Annotated in this window: 21 protein-coding genes; 18 read left to right on the forward strand and 3 right to left on the reverse strand. The window is 65.7% G+C overall.

Annotated elements, in window-relative coordinates; genetic code table 11:
• Positions 1–223 precede the first annotated feature (223 nt).
• The 15 genes from gyrA to cysM all read left to right on the forward strand — a co-directional run bounded on the left by gyrA (position 224) and on the right by cysM (position 16,750).
• Complete coding sequence (gyrA, locus tag N5C88_RS23585; protein ID WP_280016347.1) at positions 224–2,893, forward strand: DNA gyrase subunit A; 2,670 nt, start codon at positions 224–226, stop codon at positions 2,891–2,893.
• Entirely contained in the window at positions 2,893–4,023 is a 1,131-nt protein-coding gene (gene serC, locus N5C88_RS23590) for a 3-phosphoserine/phosphohydroxythreonine transaminase (protein WP_280016348.1), read from the forward strand. The genes gyrA and serC overlap by 1 nt, the downstream gene beginning before the upstream one ends.
• Entirely contained in the window at positions 4,016–5,101 is a 1,086-nt protein-coding gene (gene pheA / locus N5C88_RS23595; RefSeq protein ID WP_251877270.1) for a prephenate dehydratase, read from the forward strand. Before serC ends, pheA begins: the two co-directional genes overlap by 8 nt.
• 11 nt (positions 5,102–5,112) lie before the next feature.
• Positions 5,113–6,234 carry a histidinol-phosphate transaminase gene (hisC, locus tag N5C88_RS23600; protein WP_059375308.1) on the forward strand — a complete coding sequence of 374 codons (1,122 nt, stop codon included), beginning with the start codon at positions 5,113–5,115 and terminating at the stop codon, positions 6,232–6,234.
• Positions 6,231–7,133, forward strand: a complete 903-nt coding sequence (locus N5C88_RS23605; RefSeq protein ID WP_251877268.1) for a prephenate dehydrogenase/arogenate dehydrogenase family protein — start codon at positions 6,231–6,233, stop codon at positions 7,131–7,133. Before hisC ends, N5C88_RS23605 begins: the two co-directional genes overlap by 4 nt.
• A gap of 5 nt (positions 7,134–7,138) precedes the next feature.
• Positions 7,139–8,461, forward strand: a complete 1,323-nt coding sequence (aroA, locus tag N5C88_RS23610; RefSeq protein WP_280016349.1) for a 3-phosphoshikimate 1-carboxyvinyltransferase — start codon at positions 7,139–7,141, stop codon at positions 8,459–8,461.
• Positions 8,462–8,474: 13 nt separating this feature from the next.
• Positions 8,475–9,164 carry a (d)CMP kinase gene (gene cmk, locus N5C88_RS23615; RefSeq protein ID WP_054450894.1) on the forward strand — a complete coding sequence of 230 codons (690 nt, stop codon included), beginning with the start codon at positions 8,475–8,477 and terminating at the stop codon, positions 9,162–9,164.
• 198 nt (positions 9,165–9,362) lie between these two features.
• Positions 9,363–11,075: a 30S ribosomal protein S1 gene (rpsA, locus tag N5C88_RS23620; protein WP_026382780.1), complete on the forward strand. Its 1,713-nt coding sequence runs from the start codon at positions 9,363–9,365 to the stop codon at positions 11,073–11,075.
• 3 nt (positions 11,076–11,078) lie between these two features.
• Positions 11,079–11,438: an integration host factor subunit beta gene (locus tag N5C88_RS23625; RefSeq protein ID WP_013392394.1), complete on the forward strand. Its 360-nt coding sequence runs from the start codon at positions 11,079–11,081 to the stop codon at positions 11,436–11,438.
• A gap of 139 nt (positions 11,439–11,577) precedes the next feature.
• Positions 11,578–11,892: a LapA family protein gene (locus N5C88_RS23630; RefSeq protein WP_013392395.1), complete on the forward strand. Its 315-nt coding sequence runs from the start codon at positions 11,578–11,580 to the stop codon at positions 11,890–11,892.
• Positions 11,893–11,950: 58 nt separating this feature from the next.
• Positions 11,951–13,165: a lipopolysaccharide assembly protein LapB gene (gene lapB / locus N5C88_RS23635; protein WP_059379332.1), complete on the forward strand. Its 1,215-nt coding sequence runs from the start codon at positions 11,951–11,953 to the stop codon at positions 13,163–13,165.
• Positions 13,162–14,103, forward strand: coding sequence for a D-glycero-beta-D-manno-heptose-7-phosphate kinase (rfaE1, locus tag N5C88_RS23640; RefSeq protein WP_118933409.1), 942 nt, complete (start codon positions 13,162–13,164; stop codon positions 14,101–14,103). Before lapB ends, rfaE1 begins: the two co-directional genes overlap by 4 nt.
• On the forward strand, positions 14,100–15,089 hold the full coding sequence (rfaD, locus tag N5C88_RS23645; RefSeq protein WP_118933408.1) for an ADP-glyceromanno-heptose 6-epimerase: 990 nt from the start codon (positions 14,100–14,102) through the stop codon (positions 15,087–15,089). The genes rfaE1 and rfaD overlap by 4 nt, the downstream gene beginning before the upstream one ends.
• A 173-nt stretch (positions 15,090–15,262) precedes the next feature.
• On the forward strand, positions 15,263–15,757 hold the full coding sequence (locus tag N5C88_RS23650) for a helix-hairpin-helix domain-containing protein (RefSeq protein WP_059379330.1): 495 nt from the start codon (positions 15,263–15,265) through the stop codon (positions 15,755–15,757).
• A gap of 84 nt (positions 15,758–15,841) precedes the next feature.
• Complete coding sequence (gene cysM / locus N5C88_RS23655) at positions 15,842–16,750, forward strand: cysteine synthase CysM (protein WP_059379329.1); 909 nt, start codon at positions 15,842–15,844, stop codon at positions 16,748–16,750.
• A gap of 104 nt (positions 16,751–16,854) precedes the next feature.
• On the opposite strand, the gene N5C88_RS23660 is transcribed toward cysM, so the two are convergent.
• Positions 16,855–17,835, reverse strand: a complete 981-nt coding sequence (locus N5C88_RS23660) for a tripartite tricarboxylate transporter substrate binding protein (RefSeq protein WP_118933407.1) — start codon at positions 17,833–17,835, stop codon at positions 16,855–16,857.
• On the reverse strand, positions 17,832–18,608 hold the full coding sequence (locus tag N5C88_RS23665; RefSeq protein ID WP_059379327.1) for an IclR family transcriptional regulator: 777 nt from the start codon (positions 18,606–18,608) through the stop codon (positions 17,832–17,834). The genes N5C88_RS23660 and N5C88_RS23665 overlap by 4 nt, the downstream gene beginning before the upstream one ends.
• A gap of 67 nt (positions 18,609–18,675) precedes the next feature.
• On the opposite strand from N5C88_RS23665, the gene N5C88_RS23670 reads away from it, so the two are divergent.
• Positions 18,676–19,725, forward strand: coding sequence for a cyclase family protein (locus tag N5C88_RS23670; RefSeq protein ID WP_118933406.1), 1,050 nt, complete (start codon positions 18,676–18,678; stop codon positions 19,723–19,725).
• Between the two features lie 38 nt (positions 19,726–19,763).
• Here the strand turns inward: N5C88_RS23670 and mltB are convergent, their stop codons facing one another.
• A complete protein-coding gene (mltB, locus tag N5C88_RS23675; protein WP_059379325.1) occupies positions 19,764–20,918 on the reverse strand; it encodes a lytic murein transglycosylase B in 1,155 nt (384 codons plus the stop codon).
• 10 nt (positions 20,919–20,928) lie between these two features.
• Here mltB and N5C88_RS23680 point away from each other — a divergent pair, with 10 nt between their 5' ends.
• Both N5C88_RS23680 and N5C88_RS23685 read left to right on the forward strand, forming a co-directional pair.
• Positions 20,929–21,852 (forward strand): histone deacetylase family protein, encoded by a 924-nt coding sequence (locus tag N5C88_RS23680; RefSeq protein ID WP_187524001.1) that lies wholly within the window; start codon positions 20,929–20,931, stop codon positions 21,850–21,852.
• A 71-nt stretch (positions 21,853–21,923) separates the two neighbouring features.
• A complete protein-coding gene (locus tag N5C88_RS23685) occupies positions 21,924–22,673 on the forward strand; it encodes an electron transfer flavoprotein subunit beta/FixA family protein (protein WP_013392406.1) in 750 nt (249 codons plus the stop codon).
• The last annotated feature ends 2 nt before the right edge of the window (positions 22,674–22,675 follow it).

Here is a 22,675-nt window from a genome sequence, read left to right on the forward strand (position 1 = left end):
GGATATGACGTTTTCGGCGCTCCTTCGGTTTTCCATGTTGGTTTTTGACAACAGGGCCGCGGGACGCGGGCGGACGCGCGGTCGGTCGCCGCCCCATATCTTCCGCTCCGGCCGGTCGAGGCGCTACTTGGGGAGCGCCTTCTGACCTCTACGGGAATCGGATGATAGAATTTCCTGTTTACCCGGCCCGGGTTCCTCCTTACACGATTCTGTCGTTATATATATGGATTCCTTTGCCAAGGAGACGCTTCCGGTATCGCTGGAAGAAGAGATGCGCCGCAGTTACCTCGATTACGCGATGAGCGTGATCGTCGGGCGGGCGCTACCGGATGTGCGGGACGGCCTCAAGCCTGTCCACCGGCGCGTGCTCTACGCGATGCACGAACTGAACAACGACTGGAACCGCGCCTATAAGAAGTCGGCGCGTATCGTCGGGGACGTCATCGGTAAATACCACCCCCACGGCGACCAGTCCGTCTACGACACCATCGTCCGCATGGCGCAGGATTTTTCCATGCGCTACATGCTGGTCGACGGCCAGGGCAACTTCGGCTCGATCGACGGCGATAACGCCGCGGCGATGCGTTACACCGAAATCCGCCTGGCCAAGATCGCCCACGAATTGCTGGCCGACATCGACCAGGAAACGGTGGACTTTGGCCCCAATTACGACGGCAGCGAACAAGAACCGCTGCTGTTGCCGTCGCGCCTGCCCAACCTGCTGGTCAACGGCAGCTCGGGCATCGCGGTGGGCATGGCCACCAACATTCCGCCCCACAACCTCCAGGAAGTGGTCGACGGCTGCCTGTACTGCCTGCGCAATCCGGGCTGCTCGGTCGATGAGCTCATGGAGCTCATCCCGGCCCCCGATTTCCCCACCGGCGGCATCATCTACGGCATGTCCGGTGTGCGCGAAGGCTATCGCACCGGTCGCGGCCGCGTCATCATGCGCGCCAAGACCCACTTCGAAGACATGGAGAAGGGCAACCGCCAGGCCATCGTGGTCGACGCGATCCCCTACCAGGTCAACAAGAAGACGCTGCAGGAACGCATCGCCGAGCTCGTCAACGACAAGAAGATCGAAGGCATCTCGGACATCCGCGACGAGTCCGACAAGGACGGGATGCGCCTGGTCATCGAGCTCAAGCGCGGCGAGGTTCCCGAGGTCGTCCTGAACAACCTCTATAAGAACACGCAACTGCAAGACACCTTCGGGATGAACCTGGTGGCGCTGGTCGACGGCCAGCCCCGCCTGCTCAACCTGAAGCAGATGATCGACTACTTCCTGCAGCATCGCCGCGAAGTGGTCACGCGCCGCACGGTGTTCCAGTTGCGCAAGGCCCGCGAACGCGGCCACGTGCTGGAAGGCCTGGCTGTCGCGCTTGCCAACATCGACGATTTCATCGCCATCATCAAGGCGGCGCCGACCCCCCCGGTCGCGCGCCAGGAACTGATGGCGAAGTCGTGGGATTCGTCGCTGGTGCGCGAAATGCTGTCGCGCGCCGACGGCGATACGCCGGGAGGCCGCGCGGCCTTCCGTCCGGACGACCTGGGCGCCGAGTTCGGCCTCCAGGGCGACGGCCTGTACCGCCTGAGCGACACGCAGGCCCAGGAAATCCTGAACATGCGCCTGCAACGCCTGACCGGGCTGGAGCAGGACAAGATCGTCGGCGAATACAAGGACATCATGTCCACCATCGCCGACCTGCTGGATATCCTGGCGCGCCCCGAGCGCATCACGACGATCATTGGCGAAGAGCTGCAGGCCATCAAGGCGGAGTTCTCGACCGGCGCGAAGGATACGCGCCGCTCGGAAATCGAACTCAACGCCACCGAGCTCGACACCGAAGACCTGATCACCCCGACCGACATGGTCGTGACCCTGTCGCACGGCGGCTACATCAAGAGCCAGCCGCTGTCCGAGTACCGCTCGCAAAAGCGTGGCGGACGCGGCAAGCAGGCCACGGCCATGAAGGAAAACGACTGGATCGACCAGTTGTTCATCGCCAACACGCACGACTTCCTGCTGTGCTTCTCCAACCGCGGCCGCGTGTACTGGCTGAAGGTCTGGGAAGTGCCGCAAGGCACGCGCAATTCGCGCGGCAAGCCCATCGTCAACATGTTCCCGTTGGCCGAAGGCGAGAAGATCACCGTGGTGTTGCCGGTCAAGGAATTCAGCGAAGACCACTACGTCTTCATGGCGACCTCGCGCGGTACGGTCAAGAAGACCCCGCTGTCCGACTTCTCCAACCCGCGCAAGGCCGGCATCATCGCCGTGGACCTGGACGACGGCGACTACCTGATCGGCGCCGACCTGACCGACGGCCAGCATGACGTCATGCTGTTCTCGGACGCCGGCAAGGCCGTGCGCTTCGACGAGAACGACGTGCGTCCGATGGGCCGCAACGCCCGTGGCGTGCGCGGCATGATGCTGGAAGACACCCAGACCGTCATCGCGCTGCTCGTGGCTGGCGACGAAACGCAAAGCGTGCTGACCGCCACCGAAAACGGTTACGGCAAGCGCACGCCGATCACCGAGTACACGCGCCACGGCCGCGGCACCAAGGGCATGATCGCCATCCAGACCAGCTCGCGCAACGGCAAGGTCGTGGGCGCCGTGCTGGTCATGCCTTCGGACGAGATCATGCTGATCACGACCGGCGGCGTGCTGGTGCGCACCCGCGTCTCTGAAATCCGCGAAATGGGCCGCGCCACGCAAGGCGTCACGCTCATCAACGTCGACGACGGCAGTTCCCTGTCCGGCGTGCGTCGCGTCGTGGAAAGCGATGCGGACGATGACGGCGACCTGGACGAAGACGGCCAGGACGCGGATGGCGGCGACGACAACGGCGCTGCGGACTCGACGGATTCGACGGAACCTACGGAGCAATAATGGCCCGCCCCTGGAACTTCTCGGCAGGCCCCTCGGCCTTGCCCGAGGTGGTGCTGCAGCAAGCCGCTGCGGAAATGCTGGACTGGCACGGCAGCGGCATGTCCGTGATGGAAATGAGCCATCGCGGCAAGCATTTCGTGCAGATCTGCGATGAAGCCGAGTCCGATCTGCGTGACCTGCTTGGACTGCCGGCGGATTACGCCGTCATGTTCATGCAGGGCGGCGGTTCCGGGGAAAACGCCATCGTCCCCATGAATCTCATGGGACGCCGCGGTACGCCGGCGGCCGACTTCGTCGTGACGGGCCATTGGTCCAAGCGTTCGTACAAGGAAGCCGGCCGCTACGGCAGCACCCATGTGGCGGCAAGCAGCGAGCAGGCCATCCAGCTGGATGGCCGCGAGCTGGCGCCGCTGACCTGGGTGCCGCCGGTCGATACCTGGCAAGTACGCCAGGATTCGGCCTATCTGCACCTGTGCAGCAATGAAACCATCGGCGGCGTCGAGTTCATGGACTGGCCCGACACCGCCGCGCTGGGCGCCCCCGACGTGCCGCTGGTCGTCGACGCGTCCTCGCATTTCCTGTCGCGTCCGATGGACGTGACGCGCTGCGGCATGATGTACGCTGGCGCGCAGAAGAACGCCGGCCCGGCGGGCGTGACCATGGTCATCGCGCGCCGCGACCTGATCGGCCACGCCTTGCCGATCTGCCCGTCCGCGTTCGACTACGCCAACGTGGCAGCCGAACACTCGCGCTACAACACGCCGCCCACCTTCGCCATCTACGTCGCCGGCCTGGTGTTCAAGTGGGTCAAGGCCAATGGCGGCGTGGCCGGCATGGAAGCCGCGAACAAGGCCAAGGCCGATCTGCTGTACGGCTATCTGGACAGCACCAGCTTCTACCGCAACCCCATCCACGCACCCGTGCGCTCGCGCATGAACGTGCCGTTCGTGCTGCGCGACGAATCGCTCAACGACGCCTTCCTGCAAGGCGCGGACGCGGCCGGCCTGACGCAGCTCAAGGGCCACAAGAGCGTGGGCGGCATGCGCGCCTCGATCTACAACGCGGTGCCCCTGGCCGGGGTCTCGGCGCTGGTCGAGTACCTCAAGGAATTCGAGCGTCGCTATGGATGACGATCTGCAGCGCAAGCTGCTCCCCCTGCGTCAGCGCATCGACGCGTTGGACGCCCAGATCCTTGACCTCCTGACGCAGCGCGCAAGCGCCGCGCTGGAAGTGGGCGAGGCCAAGCACGCCGCGAATGCCGATGGCCCCGTGCTGCGCCCCGAGCGCGAAGCCGAGGTCATCCGCCGCCTGCAACAGTCCAATCCCGGCCCGTTCCCGAACACCGGCGTGGCCGCGGTCTGGACCGAAATCATCTCGGCCTGCCGCGGCCTGGAGCGCGGCATGACGGTCGCCTTCCTGGGGCCGCAGGGCTCGTTCTCGGAGCAGGCCGCGCAGGAGCATTTCGGCCACGCCGTGCAGAAGCTGCCGTGCGCTTCGTTCGATGAAGTGTTCCGCGCCGTCGAGGCGGGGCAGGCCGACGTCGGCATGGTCCCGGTCGAGAACTCCACCGAAGGCGCGGTCAACCGCAGCCTGGATCTGCTGCTGAACACACCACTGAAGATCCTGGGCGAGCGCTCGCTGGTGATACGCCACTGCCTGATGTCGCAGTCCGGCAGCATGGACGGCATCAAGACGATTTCCGCGCACCCGCAGGCGCTGGCCCAGTGCCAGGGCTGGCTCACGCGCAACTATCCCGACGTGGCCCGCGTGGCCGCGTCCAGCAATTCCGAGGCCGCGCGCGCGGCAGCCGGCGACCCGAGCATCGCGGCGATCGCCGGCGAAGTGGCGGCGCCCGCCTGGAACCTGCAGATCGTGGCCGCAGGCATTCAGGACGACCCGCACAACCGCACGCGCTTCCTGGCGATCGGCAACATCGAACCGCTGGTCAGCGGCAAGGACAAGACCAGCCTGATCCTGGCCGTGCCGAACCGCGCTGGCGCCGTCTACGAAATGCTGGCGCCGCTGGCGGCCAACGGCGTGTCCATGACGCGCTTCGAGTCGCGGCCGGCCCGTACCGGCCAGTGGGAATACTATTTTTATGTGGACGTCCTGGGTCACCGCAATGATCCGAACGTTGAACGCGCCCTGGCCGCCTTGCAGGCGCAGGTTGCCTACCTGAAAGTGCTGGGTTCCTACCCGGCGCCGTGAGCCCTTCCGACATGACCACCGCATCCAAGCCCCTCGTTGCTCCGGCGCACGTCAGCGCCATCGCGCCTTACCAGGCGGGCAAGCCCATCGAAGAACTGGCCCGCGAATTCGGGCTGGACCCGGCCGGCATCGTCAAGCTGGCGTCCAATGAAAACCCGCTGGGCATGCCCAAGTCGGCGCGCGAGGCGATGCTGGCCGCGGCCGAGTCGCTGGCGCGCTATCCCGATCCCAACGGCTTCGACCTGAAGTCGGCGCTGGCTGAACGCTATGGCGTGCCGATGAGCTGGGTCACGCTGGGCAACGGCTCCAACGACATCCTGGAAATCGCGGCGCTGGCGCTGCTGGAGCCGGGCGTGTCGGCGGTCTATGCGCAGCATTCGTTCGCGGTCTACCGCCTGGCCACCCAGGCGCGCGGCGCGCGCCACATCGTGGTGCCGGCCAAGGACTATGGCCATGACCTGGACGCGATGTTCGATGCCATCGCCGACGACACGCGGCTGCTGTTCATCGCCAACCCGAACAACCCCACCGGCACCTTCGTGCCGGGCGACCAGATCGCGGCCTTCCTGGAGCGCGTCCACGCCGCCCACGGCGATCGCGTCACGGTGGTGCTGGACGAGGCCTACAACGAGTACCTCGATCCCGAGTTCCGCTTCGACAGCACCGCGCTGGTGCGCCGCTATCCCAACCTGATCGTGTCGCGCACCTTCTCCAAGGCCTACGGCCTGGCGGGGCTGCGCGTGGGCTTCGCGGTGGCGCAGCCCGCCCTGACGGATCTGCTGAATCGCGTGCGCCAGCCCTTCAACGTCAATACGCTGGCGCAGGCCGCGGCCATCGCCGCGCTGCGCGACACGGCCTACCTGGAAGAGGCCTATGCCTCCAACAAGGCGGGCAAGGCGCAGCTCTGCGCCGCGTTCGAGCGCCTGAAGCTGCGCTACGTGCCCAGCTACGGCAACTTCGTGCTGGTGCATGTGGGCGACGCCCCGCGCATCAACCTGGAACTGCTCAAGCGCGGCGTGATCGTGCGCCCTGTCGCCGGCGACGGCTTGCCGGAGTGGCTGCGGGTGTCCATCGGACTGCCGCAGGAAAACGAGCGGTTCATCGAAGCCCTGACCGCCATCCTGTCCGCATGAACGACGCGTCACCGAAATCCGATCAGGGGGCCGCTGGCCCCCTGATTCCTGTATTGGCCGTCGTAGGGGTGGGCCTGATCGGCGGATCCTTCGCCGCGGCCTTGCGCCGGGCGGGGCAGGTGGGCCGGGTGCTGGGAGTAGGGCGCAACGCGCAATCGCTGGCCCGCGCCGTTGAATTGGGCTTGATCGACGAGGCTGCTTCGGCCGAGGAAGCCGCGGCGCGTGCCGACCTGATCCTGCTGGCGACGCCAGTGGGCGGGTTGGGCGACGTGCTGTCGCGCATGCGTGCGCATCTGCGCTCCGATACCGTGCTGACGGATGGGGGCAGTACCAAGGCCGAAGTGGTCGAGGCCGCGCGGGTGGCGCTGGGCGATCGCGTCGCGCAATTCGTGCCTGGCCATCCCATCGCCGGCGCCGAACGCAGCGGACCCGAGGCGGCCGATGCCGGCCTGTACCGTAAGCGCACCGTGATCCTGACGCCCTTGGCCGAGAACGGCGAGTCGTCCCTGGAGCTGGTGCGCCGCGCGTGGCAGGCTTGCGGAGCCGATGTGATCGACATGGACGCCGACGCCCATGACCGGGTGCTGGCCTCGGTCAGCCATCTGCCGCATCTGCTGTCGGCGGTATACATGGAACAGGTGGCCGAGGCCGCCGACGCCGCCACGCGCCTGGAGCTGGCAGGCAGCGGCTTTCGCGACTTCACGCGTATCGCCGCGGGTTCGCCCGAAATGTGGCGCGATATTTTTCTGTCCAACCGCGATGCGATGCTGGCCGAACTGGCCGACGTGCGCGCGGTGCTGGACCGTGCCGAACGCGCCATTGCCGACGGCGATGGCGCGGCTTTGCTGACGCTGCTGGACACGGCGGCCCGCGCCCGCCGCAACTGGCGCAAGGAGTAGCTGACATGGGCGCTTTGCCTTATCTCGATCTGCCGCGCGTGCGGCAAGCGCGGGGCGTGATTGCCCTGCCGGGTTCCAAGAGCATTTCCAATCGCGTGCTGCTGCTGTCCGCCATCGCCGAGGGCAGCACGGTCATCACCGGTTTGCTGGATTCCGACGACACCCGCGTCATGCTGGGCGCCTTGCGCCAGTTGGGCGTGCAGGTGTCGGAACTGGAAGCGGGCAGCGTCACGGTGCAGGGCGTGCGCCGCTTTCCGGTGGAAAGTGCCGACCTGTTCATGGGCAACGCCGGCACCGCGATCCGGCCGCTGACCGCGGCGCTGGCGCTGATGGGCGGCGACTACCGTCTGTCGGGCGTGCCGCGCATGCATGAGCGTCCCATCGGCGATCTGGTCGATGCGCTCAAGGGTTTGGGCGCCAGCATCGACTACCTGGGCCAGCCTGGCTATCCGCCGCTGCACATCGGCAGCGGCGACATCGCGGCGGATGCTGTCACGCGGGTACAGGGTTCTGTGTCCAGCCAGTTCCTCACCGCCTTGCTGATGGCCGCGCCGCTGCAAGCCGGCCGCAGCGGCAAGCCGGTCACGATCGAAGTGCTGGGCGAGCTCATCTCCAAGCCCTACATCGAGATCACGCTGAACCTGATGGCGCGCTTCGGCGTGCAGGTGCGGCGCGACGGCTGGAGCCGTTTCGTCATCGACGGCGGGGCCGCCTATCGCAGCCCCGGGCGGATCGCGGTCGAAGGCGACGCCTCGACGGCCTCCTATTTCCTGGCGCTGGGCGCGATCGGCGGCGGGCCGCTGCGCGTGACCGGCGTGGGCGCGGACAGCATCCAGGGCGATGTCGCCTTTGCCGACACGCTGGCCGACATGGGCGCCACCGTGACCTATGGCCCCGACTGGATCGAGGTGTCGGGCGCGCGCGTCGCCCAGGGCGAACGCCTGAAGGCCTTCGACACCGATTTCAACCTGATCCCGGATGCCGCCATGACCGCGGCGGCCCTGGCGCTGTATGCCGACGGCCCGTGCCGCCTGCGCAACATCGGCAGCTGGCGCGTCAAGGAAACCGACCGCATCCACGCCATGCAGACCGAGCTGGAAAAGCTGGGTGCGCGGGTGGAATCGGGGCCGGATTGGCTGCGCGTGACGCCGCCGGCGCAGGACGCCTGGCGCGACGCGCACATCGGAACCTGGGACGACCACCGCATGGCGATGTGCTTCTCGCTGGCGGCTTTCGGGCCGGCGGCCGTCCGTATCCTCGACCCGGGCTGCGTCAGCAAGACCTTCCCGGGTTACTTTGATGTTTACGCGGGCCTGGTAGCGGCCTAGCGAAGAATCGCCCATGACTTCGATTTCCCCTGCAACTTCTTCCACTGTCCCCGTCATCACCATCGACGGCCCCACCGCGTCCGGCAAGGGCACGGTGGCCCACCGCGTCGCCAAGGCCCTGGGCTGGGCCGTGCTCGACAGCGGCGCGCTCTATCGCCTGACCGCGCTGGCGGCGCTCAATCGCGGCTTGTCCCCCGAGGACGAACCCGCCGTCGCGCGCGTGGCTGAAACCCTGGACGTGCGTTTCGAGGGGCCTCATGTCTACCTCGAAGGCGTGGACGTCGGCCACGACATCCGCCGCGAGGAAGTCGGCAATTTCGCCTCGCGCGTGGCCGCCTTCCCGGGCGTGCGCCAGGCGTTGCTCGAGCGCCAGCGCGCCTTCCGGCTGGCTCCGGGCCTGGTTGCGGACGGGCGCGACATGGGTACGGTGGTGTTTCCCGATGCGCCCCTGAAGGTGTTCCTGGTCGCCGATGTGGTCGCGCGGGCGCAGAGGCGCTGTAAGCAGTTGATCGAAAAGGGAATTTCTGCTAATCTTGATGACCTCCTGCGGGATATGCGCGAGCGGGACGCCCGCGATATGGGGCGGACTACCGCTCCCTTGGCTCCCGCAGCGGATGCACACGTACTGGATTCGTCTGATTTGACGATTGCGGAAACGGTGCAGGCAATACTGGATTTCTGGAAGAACGCCGCCGCGGATTGAAGTACCGGTCCCGGACTTTCCCCTCGAATCCTCCGCAGTTTTCTGTTTTTTTTTATCGGCCCTGTTCAAGCCAGGCGCAGCCCCCACGGGACACCCCGCAAGGGTAAACCGGCAAGCAGGCATTTTGACTCCACTGTGGCGGGCAATCCGCTGCGGTGTGTTTTTAACGGCCATTTCGGCCCAATGGATTTCAACCCCATGTCTTCCGTTTCCACTACCGCCACCGGCGGCGAAAGCTTCGCCGACCTTTTCGCACAAAGCCTCAAGAGCCAGGACATGAAGTCCGGCGAGGTCATCAGCGCCGAAGTCGTGCGCGTCGACCACAACTTCGTCGTCGTCAACGCCGGCCTGAAGTCCGAAGCGCTGATCCCCCTGGAAGAGTTCCTGAACGACCAGGGCGAGCTCGAAGTGCAACCTGGCGATTTCGTCTCGGTGGCCATCGATTCCCTGGAAAACGGCTACGGCGACACCATCCTGTCGCGTGACCGCGCCAAGCGCCTGTCGGCCTGGCTGCAACTGGAAAAGGCCCTGGAAAACGGCGAACTGGTTACCGGCACCATCACCGGCAAGGTGAAGGGCGGCCTGACCGTCATGACCAACGGCATCCGCGCGTTCCTGCCGGGTTCGCTGGTGGACCTGCGTCCGGTCAAGGACACCACTCCGTACGAAGGCAAGACCCTCGAATTCAAGGTCATCAAGCTCGACCGCAAGCGCAACAACGTCGTTCTGTCGCGTCGCCAGGTGCTGGAAGCCAGCATGGGCGAAGAGCGCCAGAAGCTGCTCGAAACCCTGCACGAAGGTGCTGTGGTCAAGGGCGTGGTCAAGAACATCACCGACTACGGCGCGTTCGTGGACCTGGGCGGCATCGACGGCCTGCTGCACATCACCGACATGGCCTGGCGCCGTGTGCGTCACCCCTCCGAAGTCCTGCAAGTGGGTCAGGAAGTCGAAGCCAAGGTGCTCAAGTTCGACCAGGAAAAGAGCCGCGTCTCCCTGGGCGTCAAGCAGCTGGGCGAAGATCCGTGGGTGGGCCTGGCTCGCCGCTACCCGCAAGGCACCCGCCTGTTCGGCAAGGTCACCAACCTGACCGACTACGGCGCGTTCGTTGAAGTCGAAGCCGGCATCGAAGGCCTGGTGCACGTCTCCGAAATGGACTGGACCAACAAGAACGTCGATCCGCGCAAGGTCGTGACCCTGGGCGAAGAAGTCGAAGTCATGGTCCTGGAAATCGACGAAGACCGTCGTCGCATTTCGCTGGGCATGAAGCAGTGCCGCCAGAACCCGTGGGAAGAGTTCGCCACCAACTTCAAGCGTGGTGACAAGGTCCGCGGCGCCATCAAGTCGATCACCGACTTCGGCGTGTTCGTCGGTCTGCCCGGCGGCATCGATGGCCTGGTTCACCTGTCCGACCTGTCGTGGACGGAAACCGGCGAAGAAGCCGTGCGCAACTTCAAGAAGGGCGACGAGATCGAAGCCGTGGTTCTGGGCATCGATACCGACAAGGAACGCATCTCGCTGGGCATCAAGCAGCTGGAAGGCGACCCCTTCAACAACTTCGTTGCCACCTTCGACAAGGGCGCCGTTGTTCCGGGCACCATCAAGTCGGTCGAAGCCAAGGGCGCTGTTGTCACGCTGTCCGTGGACGTTGAAGGCTACCTGCGCGCTTCCGAGATCTCCTCGGGCCGCGTTGAAGACGCCACCACCGTTCTGACCGCCGGCGAGAACATCGAAGCCATGATCGTCAACATCGACCGCAAGACGCGTTCGATCCAGCTGTCGATCAAGGCCCGCGACAACGCCGAAACCGCCGAAACGATCCAGCGCATGTCCGACGCCAGCGCTTCGTCCGGCACCACCAACCTCGGCGCGCTGCTGAAGGCCAAGCTGGACCAACAGCGCAACGACGGTTAATTCGTGACCAAGTCGGAGCTGATCGCCGCCTTGGCGGCCCGCTATCCTCAGCTGGCCGCCCGCGACACCGATTACGCGGTCAAGACCGTGCTCGACGCAATGACCCAGGCCCTGGCCTCGGGTCAGCGCATCGAGATCCGCGGTTTTGGCAGCTTCTCGTTGTCGCAGCGGTCTCCCCGCATCGGTCGCAATCCGAAATCCGGCGAACAGGTGCTGGTGCCTGGCAAACAGGTGCCGCACTTCAAGGCGGGCAAGGAATTGCGCGAGCGGGTGGACTTGGCCGGCGGCAATGACGAGGACGCTCAATCCTCTGGATCGAGTGAACCGATGCCGTCGATGGTGAGTCTGCACGCCATGCATTGACGGCACGGCAGTAAGGCCGCCTTCGGGCGGATCGGACCGAGAACCTAGCCCCTTGAGCAATCAAGGGGCTTTGTTTTTTGGCGCCAGGAGGGATCCGTCGCTTACAATTGATAGTCTTGAATTCTTTGGAGCATGCGCCATGCGCTACCTAGTCTGGGCCCTGCGATTGCTCGTGTTTGTTGCAGTTCTGATGTTTGCGTTGAAAAACACGGATCCGGTCGCCGTGAAGTTCTACGCCGATTACGTGGTGCAGGACGTGCCCCTCATCGTCGTGATGCTGGTCGTGTTCGTCTTGGGCGCCTTGTTCGGCCTGTTGCTGACCGTGCCCGCCGCCATGCGCCGCCGCCGCGAAGCCATGCGCCTGCGCCGCGAGCTGGACCGTGTCCAGGCCGCCGTGGCCGGCACCACGCCCGCCGTGCCGCCGGAGGCCGTGGCCCCGATGTCGCCGCTGTGATGCCGTTGCGCCAGCACTGAATCCCTTTCCGCACTGAATTACCGCAAGAGCCCGCATAGTGGATTTTGAACCTTGGTGGTTGATTTTCGTGCCGGTATTGTTCGCGCTGGGCTGGCTGGCCGCGCGCTTCGATATCCGGCAAATGCTGCGGGAAACCCGCAGCCTGCCCGATTCCTATTTCCGCGGGCTGAACTTCCTGCTCAATGAAGAGCCGGACCGCGCCATCGACGCCTTCGTCGAAGTGGCCAAGCTGGACCCGGAAACCACCGAGCTGCACTTCGCGCTGGGCAGCCTGTTCCGCCGCCGGGGCGAAATGGAGCGCGCCATCCGCGTGCACCAAAGCCTCCTGAACCGTTCCGACCTGCCCGCCGCCGAACGCGAGCATGCGCAGCACGAGCTGGCGCAGGATTTTCTCAAGGCCGGCATGCTGGATCGCGCCGAAAACGGCTTCGAGCAGCTCAAGGACACCCGCTACGCCTTGCCTGCGCTGCGTTCTTTGATCCGGATCTACGAATCGGAACACGACTGGCCGCGCGCCATCGAAGCCGTGAAGACGCTGCAGGGCCTGGTCGACGAGCCGGTGCCGCAGCTCGTGCACTATTACTGCGAACAGGCGCAGACCGCGCTGTCGGCCAAGCCTGCCGATATCGACGCGGCCCACAAGGCGCTGGACGCCGCCGACCATGCCTTGTCGACCATCGATCCGGCGTCGAGCAAGGGCGCCATGGTGCGCACCGCGATGCTGCGCGCCCGTCTGGCCCTGATCGAACAGGACCCGAAGCGCGAACGCCTGTACCTGGAGTCGATCATGACCGACGCTCCCGAGTACGCCGGCCTGGTCGCCGAGCAGGTGCTGGCGAACTACCGCGCCGCCAATCAGGAAGCGGCCGGGCTCGACGTGCTGCAGAAGCAGTATGCGCGCCACGCGTCGCTGGACCTGTTCAACGTGCTGTTCCGCGAGCTGCGCGCCCAGCAGGGCGCGGCGACGTCATGGGCATTTGCCCGCAACGCGCTGCGCAGCCATCCGTCGCTGCTGGGGCTGGACCGACTGCTGGAGGCCGAGCTGGCCAATCCGGAAAGCGGCGCCGAGCAGGCGCCGGTGCCGGGTGCCGACCTGACGCTGTTGCGCAGCCTGATACACAAGCATACGCAGCGGCTGGACCGCTACGCCTGCCGCAGTTGCGGATTTCAGGCGCGTCGCTTTTACTGGCAATGTCCCGGCTGCAATGCCTGGGAAACCTACGCGCCGCGCCGCTTGGAAGAACTTGAATGAATGCATTTCCCGCCGAAGCCATTTCGCATAGCCGCGTCCTAGTGGTGGGCGATGTGATGCTGGACCGGTACTGGTTCGGCGAAGTCGAACGCATTTCGCCGGAAGCGCCAGTGCCCGTGGTGCGCGTGGCGCGCCGCGAAGACCGTCTGGGCGGCGCGGCGAACGTCGCGCGCAACGTGGCGGCCCTGGGCGGCCACGTGACCTTGGTCGGCGTGCTGGGCGAAGACGAGGCCGGCGACAGCGTGCGGCGTTTGTCCGCCGAAGCCGGCATACAGGCCGAGCTGGTCGCCGATCCGTCCCTGCACACGACCTTGAAGATGCGCGTGTTGGGCCGCCAGCAGCAGCTCCTGCGCGTGGACTTCGAACAGCATCCGGCACAGCCCGCGCTGGATAACGTCGATGCCGCATTCGCGCGCCACCTGGCCAACCACGACATCGTCGTGTTGTCCGACTATGCCAAGGGCGTGCTGGCGCGGGTTGAATCGCTGATCGCCCTGGCCCGCAACGCCGGCGTGCCGGTGCTGGTGGACCCGAAGGGCCACGATTACACCCGTTACCGCGGGGCGACGCTCGTCACCCCCAACCGCTCGGAAATGCAGGAGGCCGTGGGCCGCTGGAGTTCCGAGGCCGAACTTACCGATCGCGCGCAGCGCCTGCGCGCCGACCTGGATCTGGAAGCCTTGCTCGTGACGCGTTCCGAGCAGGGCATGACTTTGTTTACCGACGCGGGACGCGACCACATCGACGCGCAGGCGCACGAAGTCTTCGATGTGTCCGGCGCGGGCGATACCGTGCTGGCGACGCTGGCGGTGTCGCGCGCCATCGATCTGCCGTGGGTCGACGCGATGGGCTGGGCCAACAAGGCCGGCGGCATCGCCGTGGGCAAGCTCGGCACGTCCATCGTCACCGCTGCGGAATTGGCAGGAGAACTCTCATGATCGTCGTTACCGGAGCCGCGGGCTTCATAGGCAGCAACCTGGTGCGCGGGCTCAACCGCCGCGGCATCAAGGACATCATCGCGGTCGATGACCTGACCGAAGGCGACAAGTTCGTCAACCTGGTCGATTGCCAGATCGCGGACTACATGGACAAGGACGACTTCCGCCGCCGCGTCCTCGACGGCAGCCTGCACGAAGTGCGCGCCGTGCTGCACCAGGGCGCGTGCTCGGACACGACCGAGCGCAACGGCCGCTACATGCTCGACAACAACTACCGCGTCACGCTGGAGCTGTTCGAGTTCTGCCAGGAGCGCCGCATTCCGTTCCTGTACGCCTCGTCGGCGGCGGTCTACGGCGGTTCCTCGATCTACGTGGAAGACCCTGCCAATGAAGGCCCGCTCAACGTCTACGGCTATTCCAAGCTGCTGTTCGATCAGGTCCTGCGCCAGCGCATGGACAGCCTGACCGCACAGGTCGTGGGCCTGCGCTACTTCAACGTCTACGGTCCGCACGAACAGCACAAGGGCCGCATGGCCTCGGTGGCGTTCCACAACATGAACCAGTTCCTGGAGCATGGGCATGTGCGCCTGTTCGCGGGCTGGGACGGCTACGTGGATGGCGGCCAGAGCCGCGACTTCATTTCCGTCGAAGACGTGGTCGCGGTCAACCTGCATTTCCTGGATCACCCCGAGCAATCCGGAATCTTCAACTGCGGCACCGGCCGCGCGCAGCCCTTCAACGATGTGGCGGCCGGCGTGGTCAATGCGCTGCGCGCGGAGCGCGGCGAAGCCGAGCTGACGCTGGCGCAACTGGTGGAACTGGATCTGATCCGCTATATCCCGTTCCCGGACGACCTGAAAGGGCGTTATCAGAGCTACACGCAGGCCGACGTCACGCGCCTGCGCGCGGCGGGGTTCCAGGCGCCGATGCGCGATGTGCGGACCGGCGTTACCGAGTACGTGCGTTATTGGCGCGCCCGCAAGTAAGTCTGCACAGGCGCCGTGCATGGAAGAAAGCCACCGTCCGCGGTGGCTTTTTTTCGTCTGGCGGTTTGCCGGGGCGGATGTTTCCATTCACAGGGCCTCCGTGACAGAGCGCGCCGCCCGCATGATCTGAGCGTGCGTGACAGCCGTTGCGCCAGACTCCAGGGAGATCATCCATGAATCCATTCCTTCAATCCGCCGCCGCCCACCCGGCGCCCTTTGCCAGATGGCGCAGGGCGCGCGCCGCCCTTGCTTCCGGCGCCCGGCCGCGGCCTTTGCGGCAGGCCTTGGGCGCGCTGCTGGTAACGGCGGGCCTGGGCCTGGCCGCGCCGCTGGCGCACGCGGTGGACCTCAATCAGGCCAATGCCCAGCAGCTCGAAGGTGTCCGGGGCATCGGCCCGCGCATGGCGGAAATAATCATCAAGGAACGCGAGCGGGGCGGCAAGTTCGAATCCTTGAACGACCTGGCTGAACGGGTGCGCGGCATCGGCCCGAAGAAGGCGCAGGCCCTGCAAGAGGCAGGCCTGCAGGTGGGAGGGGCGGGCCCTCAGGCCGGGCAGGGCGAGACGGCGGCCAAGCCGGCGCAGGGCAAGCCGGTTGCGGGCAAGGCCGAAGCCAAATCCGAAGCGAAACCGGCGGCGTCCCAGCCCGCCGCCCGCGCCCGGCCCTGAGCGCGTAGCGGCCTGCGCCGTTAGCCCTGGCGGGAGCGCGGCTTTTGGCGGCGCGCGCCGCCAGGCGGGGTTATCATCGTCCGCATGACTACTACCTATCCCACTATCGAGCAAACCGTCGGCAACACGCCGCTGGTGCGCCTGCAGCGCATTCCCGGGGCCGCGGGCGCCGCCCGGGGCAATGTCATCCTGGCCAAGCTGGAGGGCAACAACCCTGCCGGCTCCGTGAAGGACCGTCCGGCCCTGTCGATGATCGCTCGCGCGGAAGAGCGCGGCGACATCAAGCCGGGCGACACCCTCATCGAGGCGACCAGCGGCAATACCGGCATTGCGCTGGCCATGGCCGCCGCCATGCGCGGCTACCGCATGATCCTGATCATGCCGGACAATCTTTCGGTGGAGCGCCGCGCGGCCATGACGGCCTATGGCGCCGAGCTGATCCTGACGCCGGCGGACAAGGGCGGCATGGAATATGCCCGCGACCTGGCATCCGCCATGCAGGCGGACGGCCGCGGGCTGGTGCTGGACCAGTTCGCCAACCCCGACAATCCCCGCGCCCACATCGAAACCACCGGGCCGGAAATCTGGAACCAGACTGAAGGCCGCGTCACCCACTTCGTGAGCGCCATGGGCACCACCGGCACCATCATGGGCGTGTCGACCTACCTGAAATCGCGCAATCCCGCGGTGCAGGTGGTGGGCGCGCAGCCCGCCGAAGGATCGTCGATCCCGGGCATCCGCAAGTGGCCCGAAGCCTATCTGCCCAAGATCTTCGATCGCAGCCGGGTGGACGCCTACGAATCCATCGAACAGGCCGAGGCCGAACAGATGGCGCGCCGGCTGGCAGCGGAAGAGGGCATCTTCGGTGGAATTTCCTCGGCGGGCGCGCTGATCGCCGCCTTGCGCGTGGCCGAACGCGTCAACGACGCCACCATCGTGTTCATCGTATGCGACCGCGGCGACCGCTATCTGTCCACGGGCGTCTTCAACTGAACGCCTGATCGCCTTCGGGCAGAATAAAACCGCCATGCCGGGTTTGCCGGGCATGGCGGTTTTTCATTGGACGGGCGCGCCGGGCGCCCTCGTTTCTTGCGCGCTTATTCGGGCTGGATGCCGGCGTCCTGCATCACCTTGATCCAACGCTCGCTTTCCGCGAGGTTGAAGGCTTCGGCTTCCTGGTAGCTCATGGTGCTGGGCAGGGTGCCTTGCGACTTCAGCGCTTCAACCACCTTGGGCGATTGCGAGGCTTCGATCATGACCTTGTTCAGCTTGGCGATGATGGGCTGCGGCGTATCTTTCGGGGCCCACATGCCGTACCAGGTGACGATGTCGAAACCGGGCAGGACGCTTTCCGCGATGGTCGGCACGTCGGGCAGTTCGGCCAGGCGGGTCTTGGTCGTCACGGCGATCGGGCGGATCTTGCCGCTCTGGATCAGCGGCAAGGCCGGCGCCAGCGGCGCGTACATCAGGTCCACATGGCCGCCCGCGACGTCGGTCAGGGCCGGGCTGCTGCCGCGGTAGCCGACGTGGGTGATCTTGGCCTTGGTGGAGGTATTGATCAGCTCGCCCGCCAGGTGCGGCAAGGTGGCGACGCCGGGGGAGGCGAAGGTCAGCGAGCCGGGCTGGGCCTGGCCCTGCTTGATCAGTTCGCCGAAGGTCTTGAACTTGGAGTTGGGCGGGACGACGGCCACCATCGGCACCGTGCCCAGCACGCCCACCATCTTGAAGTCCTTGATCGGGTCAAAGCTCAGATTCTTGAATTGAGCCGGATAGATGCCCTGCACCGACGGGTTCATCAGCAAGGTGTAGCCGTCGGCCGGCGCCTTGGCGACCTGGGCCGTGCCTATGGTGCCGCTGGCCCCGGCGCGGGTTTCGATCACCAGCGGTTGACCCAGGATCTCGCCCATCTGGACCGCGATCAGGCGGCCGACCACGTCCGTCGGTCCTCCTGCCGCCCAAGGCATGATCACGCGGATGGGCTTGTCCGGATAGTCCGCCTGAGCATAGGCGGTCGCTGCCGGCAAGGCCGCCGTGGCGATGGCCGAGCAGGCCGCGGCGAGGAAGGTGCGTTTGTTCATCTACTGTCTACTCCTACAAAGGTGAGATTGGCCGAGGGCAGCGCTGCTTGCAGCATCGCCTTGACCTCGGCCAGCTGTTTCCCCGTGGTGGCTTCGTTCTTCAGCATCCGGCTCAGCGGGCCGGCCACCACGATGGCAAAGGGTTGTTCGTATGCCCGGAATCCGAGCGAAATGGACATCACGTCTTCCACGTTCTCGCCCACCGAGCGCTGCCAGCCGCGCGCCACGCCCGCTTCCAGGTCGCGGTCGAAAGCCTCCTGGCTGGTGAGCGTGCTGTCCGTATAGGCGGCAAAACCGCTGTAGGCCTTGAACCATTTCTGCCGTTCTTCCTGCGACAGCACCGATAGCAGCGCCTTGCCGGAGCTGGTGGCGTGCACCGCCTTGAAGCCGCCCGGCTGGTGCGAGAAGCGGATGGTCTGCTTGGACTCGGCAACGATCAGGTACACGACCTTGTCGTCGGCCAGCTTGGCCAGCAAGGCCGTCTCGCCCGTCAGGTCCCGCACCCGGGCCAGCACCGGCTCGATCACCGCGTTCAGCGGGTCGCTATGGCAGATCAGGGTGGCCACGTGGATCAGTTTCTGGGTCGGGTAATAGCCGTGCTTCTTGCCGATTTCATAGAGATAGCCGCGCGCCACCATGGTCTTCAGCAGCCCATGACAGCTCGACAGCGGTATCCCCATCTGGGCAGCGATCTCGCTGTACAGCAGGGGCTTCTGCGCCTCGGCGAAGAGGTTCAGCACATCCAGCACTCGGCCAGCGGTTTTCACATCCATGATGTTAGTATCCTATACGTGATAAATTTATGCCAAACAGCATTCAATCGACCAGGAGTTGCAACGCATGAGATGGAAGAACCGTCCTGAGGGATCGAACTGGGGAGATTTCGGGCCTGACGACCAGCGAGGCTGCCTGAATTACATCACCCCCGCGAACGTGCTGAGCGGCATGCGGGAAGTCCGCGAAGGACTGAGCTTTTGCCTGTCGCTGCCGCTGGATTACCCGGGCGGCAACGGCGTGAACGTGCGGCGTCATCCGCCCAAGCTGCGGCCTACCGAGAGGGACGGCGACCAGTATCTGAATTTTCCGCTGGGGCGCCTGCGCCCCGGCTGCGTCGACGTGCTCAGCGATGACATCGTCGAAATGAGCTTGCAGTATTCGACGCAATGGGATTCGCTGGCTCACGTGGGCGCACTGTTCGACGCCAACGGCGACGGCCTGCCCGAGCGCGTCTACTACAACGGCTACCGGCCCAATGAGCACGTGGTGGGGCCGGTGGACTACGACGTGGACAATGGCTACGCCAAGACCGACCTGGGTCAGGGGCCGGCCTCCAACGCCAAGAAGCTGGACATCACCCAACTGGCCGAATCCTGCCTTCAGACTCGGGGCGTGATGGTTGACCTGGCGCGCCATTACGGCCGGGAGCAGAAGTCGGTCGGCTACGACGATCTGATGCGCATCCTGGAAGCAGACCGGATCGAGATCGAGCAGGGCGATATCGTGCTGTTCCATACGGAATTCGGCGACGCCCTGCTGGAAAAGAACCGCGAGCCGGATCCCCATACGTTGCACGAGATCTGCGCCGGCCTGGACGGCAGCGACGAGAAGCTGCTGCAGTGGATCACCGACTCGAAGGTGGCGGCCATGGCTTCGGACAACCACGCGCTGGAAATCTATCCCACGCAGAAGCCCAATGCCTGCTGCGCGGCGTTGCCCTTGCACCACCACTGCATCTTCAAGCTGGGCCTGCCGATAGGCGAGATGTGGTACCTGGGGGCGCTTGCGCGCTGGCTCACGGCCAACGGCCGCAGCCGCTTCCTGCTGACGGCGCCGCCGCTGAACCTGCCTGGCGCCGTGGGTTCGCCCGTGACGCCCGTCGCGACGGTGTAAAGCAGACCGCGGCGCTTGGCGCCGCGGTCCCAGGGCCGTCAGCGGCCCACGCGCGCTTCGATCTCGCTTGCCAGATCCGCCACGGAGGTCGCGTAGAAGTAGCTGCGGTTGTACTTGGTGAGCGCGAAGAAGTTGGGCGTGCCGACGCGGTATTGCGCCGTGCCCCGGGCTTCCTCGACCAGGTCGACCACGCCCAGCGGCTGGCTGCCCCAGCCAGCGGCCGATGCGCCAGGCTGCAGGCGGGCGCCGGCCGCGGTGAGCGTGCCCCAGCTTTGCTTGGGTTCCAGTCCGCCGTCGACCAGGGGCGCGGGATCCGCGGGCAGCACCACCGGAGCGAACACCGGCAGGCCGCGCTGCCAGCCGTGCTGCGACAGGAAGCTGCCCACGGACATGATGGCGTCGCGGGTGTTGTTGCTCAGGTCGATGTGGCCGTTGTCGTCGCCGTCCACCGCGTAATGCATGACGCTGGTGGGCATGAACTGGGGCATGCCGATGGCGCCCGCGTACGAGCCGCGGGTTTCCAGGTCCAGCTTGTCTTTCATGACCAGGGTCAGGAAGTCGGCGAGTTGGCCGCGGAACATGGTGGCGCGTTCGGGTTTGGCGGGGTCCGGATAGTCGAAGGCCAGCGTGGTCAGCGCATCCAGCACGCGGAAATTGCCCATATTGCGGCCGTACAGCGTTTCCACGCCGATGATGGACGCGATCACCGGCGCCGGCACGCCGAAGCGCTGCGCCGCCTGATTGAGCAGGTCGCGGTTCTCGTTGTAGAACTCCACGCCCCAGCCGATGCGCTTGGGTTCGACAAAGCGCGAGCGGTAGGTCAGCCAGCTGCGCCAGATCTTTTTGCCCGGGGGCGACGGCGCGATCAGGCGCGCGACGGTGGCGTTGTAGCGCGACCCGGCCAGCGCGGCGACCATGGGGTCCAGCGGCAGCTGGCGCTCGGTGGCCAGGTTTTCCACGAAAGTGCGGACTTCAGGCCGCAACGTGCCATTGGCGGCCAGCGCGGCGGGAGCGTCGTCCGCCAGTTCGGATCCAGGTGTCGGCGCACTGGGTCCGATGCGGATGGGGGCCGGGGTTGATTCGGCAGCCGGCTGGCCGGCGACGGTGTTGGGTGCAGAGGGGGCGGTGGTGGAGCAGCCCGCCAGCAGGGCGGAGAGCGTTCCGAGTTGCAGTAATCGCCGACAGATGAACATAATCTTCCTTATGGAGACCATGTATCTTACCCACCCGGCATGCCGCCTGCATGAAATGGGCAGTTGGCATCCCGAAAGCCCCCAGAGGCTGGACGCCATTTCAGACCAGTTGCTGGCCAGCGGCTTGATGCCTTACCTGGACGACCGCCAGGCGCCGCAGGCATCCCGCCATGACATATTGCGGGTGCACACTGTCCAGTATCTGAACAGTTTGCGCGAACATACGCCGGAGCAAGGGTATTTCCCTATCGATCCGGATACGCTGATGAACCCCCACACCTACGAAGCCGCGCTGTACGCGGCTGGGGCGGGGGTGGCAGCGGTGGACGCGGTGATGGGCGGAGAGGCCCGCACGGCCTTCTGCGCGGTGCGGCCCCCCGGGCATCACGCCTGCCGTTCCCAGGCCATGGGATTCTGCTTTCTGAACAACGTCGCTATTGCGGCGCAGCATGCGCTGGACTTCCACGGCCTGTCGCGGGTCGCCATCGTCGATTTCGACGTGCACCACGGCAACGGCACCGAAGACATCTTCGCCGGCAACGACCGCGTGCTGATGTGCAGCTTCTTCCAGCACCCGTTCTTTCCCAATAGCGGCGCCGAGAATCCCGCTTCGAACATGCTGAACGTGCCCGTGGCCGCGTATACCGGCGGGGCCGCGGTCAGGGCCATCGTCACCGATACCTGGCTGCCGGCGCTGGAAGCGCACCGGCCCGAGCTGATCCTGGTATCGGCCGGTTTCGACGCGCACCGCGAGGACGACATGGGCCAGATGGGCCTGGTCGAGGCCGATTACGCCTGGATAACAGAACAGCTCGTGGAGGTGGCCGAGCGCCACTGCCAGGGGCGCATCGTCAGCACGCTGGAAGGCGGTTACAACTTGTCCGCCCTGGGCCGCAGCGTGGTCGCCCATATACGAGCGCTGGCGAAGCTGTAGAATCGAGAAAAAATTGTGCAATGCGATCCCGGCGCATGCCGGGTAATTATTTTCCATTTGGAGGCAGCGGGATGAAGGTTTTGGTACCTGTCAAACGCGTCGTTGACTACAACGTCAAGGTGCGCGTCAAGTCTGATCAAACCGGCGTGGATATCGCCAATGTGAAGATGTCCATGAACCCCTTTGACGAAATCGCCGTCGAAGAAGCGACCCGCCTGAAGGAAAAGGGCGCCGTGGCTGAAGTCGTGGCGGTTTCTTGCGGCGTTGCGCAATGCCAGGAAACGCTGCGCACGGCCATGGCCATCGGCGCCGACCGCGGCGTGCTGGTCCAGACCGATGCCGAACTGCAGCCGCTGGCCGTGGCCAAGCTGCTGAAGGCGCTGGTCGACAAGGAACAGCCGCAGTTGGTGATCCTGGGCAAGCAAGCCATCGACGACGATGCCAACCAGACCGGCCAGATGCTGGCCGCGCTGCTGGACTGGCCGCAAGCCACGTTCGCCAGCAAGGTCGAGCTGGCCGACGGCAAGGTCACGGTCACGCGCGAAGTCGACGGCGGCCTGGAAACGCTGACGCTCAAGCTGCCCGCCATCGTCACCACCGACCTGCGCCTGAACGAGCCGCGCTACGTCACGCTGCCCAACATCATGAAGGCCAAGAAGAAGCAGTTGGACACCGTCACGCCGGAAGAACTGGGTGTGGACGCCGCGCCGCGCCTGAAGACGCTGAAGGTCAGCGAGCCGCCCGCCCGCAAGGCCGGCATCAAGGTGGCCGATGTCGCGGCCCTGGTGGACAAACTCAAGAACGAAGCGAAGGTGGTCTGAAC

The organism is Achromobacter sp. GD03932 (assembly GCF_029839485.1).
Taxonomy (GTDB): domain Bacteria; phylum Pseudomonadota; class Gammaproteobacteria; order Burkholderiales; family Burkholderiaceae_B; genus Achromobacter; species Achromobacter bronchisepticus_A.

Bases quoted from the DNA above. Each gene is read 5' to 3' on its own strand.
- N5C88_RS23630 (WP_013392395.1), top strand. From the start codon at position 11,578: ATGCGCTACCTAGTCTGGGCCCTGCGATTGCTCGTGTTTGTTGCAGTT.
- N5C88_RS23660 (WP_118933407.1), bottom strand. From the start codon at position 17,835: ATGAACAAACGCACCTTCCTCGCCGCGGCCTGCTCGGCCATCGCCACG.
- N5C88_RS23665 (WP_059379327.1), bottom strand. From the start codon at position 18,608: ATGGATGTGAAAACCGCTGGCCGAGTGCTGGATGTGCTGAACCTCTTC.
- N5C88_RS23680 (WP_187524001.1), top strand. From the start codon at position 20,929: ATGGAGACCATGTATCTTACCCACCCGGCATGCCGCCTGCATGAAATG.
- cmk (WP_054450894.1), top strand. From the start codon at position 8,475: ATGACTTCGATTTCCCCTGCAACTTCTTCCACTGTCCCCGTCATCACC.
- aroA (WP_280016349.1), top strand. From the start codon at position 7,139: ATGGGCGCTTTGCCTTATCTCGATCTGCCGCGCGTGCGGCAAGCGCGG.
- N5C88_RS23670 (WP_118933406.1), top strand. From the start codon at position 18,676: ATGAGATGGAAGAACCGTCCTGAGGGATCGAACTGGGGAGATTTCGGG.
- mltB (WP_059379325.1), bottom strand. From the start codon at position 20,918: ATGTTCATCTGTCGGCGATTACTGCAACTCGGAACGCTCTCCGCCCTG.
- cysM (WP_059379329.1), top strand. From the start codon at position 15,842: ATGACTACTACCTATCCCACTATCGAGCAAACCGTCGGCAACACGCCG.
- hisC (WP_059375308.1), top strand. From the start codon at position 5,113: ATGACCACCGCATCCAAGCCCCTCGTTGCTCCGGCGCACGTCAGCGCC.
- N5C88_RS23650 (WP_059379330.1), top strand. From the start codon at position 15,263: ATGAATCCATTCCTTCAATCCGCCGCCGCCCACCCGGCGCCCTTTGCC.
- pheA (WP_251877270.1), top strand. From the start codon at position 4,016: ATGGATGACGATCTGCAGCGCAAGCTGCTCCCCCTGCGTCAGCGCATC.
- N5C88_RS23605 (WP_251877268.1), top strand. From the start codon at position 6,231: ATGAACGACGCGTCACCGAAATCCGATCAGGGGGCCGCTGGCCCCCTG.
- rpsA (WP_026382780.1), top strand. From the start codon at position 9,363: ATGTCTTCCGTTTCCACTACCGCCACCGGCGGCGAAAGCTTCGCCGAC.
- rfaD (WP_118933408.1), top strand. From the start codon at position 14,100: ATGATCGTCGTTACCGGAGCCGCGGGCTTCATAGGCAGCAACCTGGTG.
- N5C88_RS23685 (WP_013392406.1), top strand. From the start codon at position 21,924: ATGAAGGTTTTGGTACCTGTCAAACGCGTCGTTGACTACAACGTCAAG.
- rfaE1 (WP_118933409.1), top strand. From the start codon at position 13,162: ATGAATGCATTTCCCGCCGAAGCCATTTCGCATAGCCGCGTCCTAGTG.
- gyrA (WP_280016347.1), top strand. From the start codon at position 224: ATGGATTCCTTTGCCAAGGAGACGCTTCCGGTATCGCTGGAAGAAGAG.
- serC (WP_280016348.1), top strand. From the start codon at position 2,893: ATGGCCCGCCCCTGGAACTTCTCGGCAGGCCCCTCGGCCTTGCCCGAG.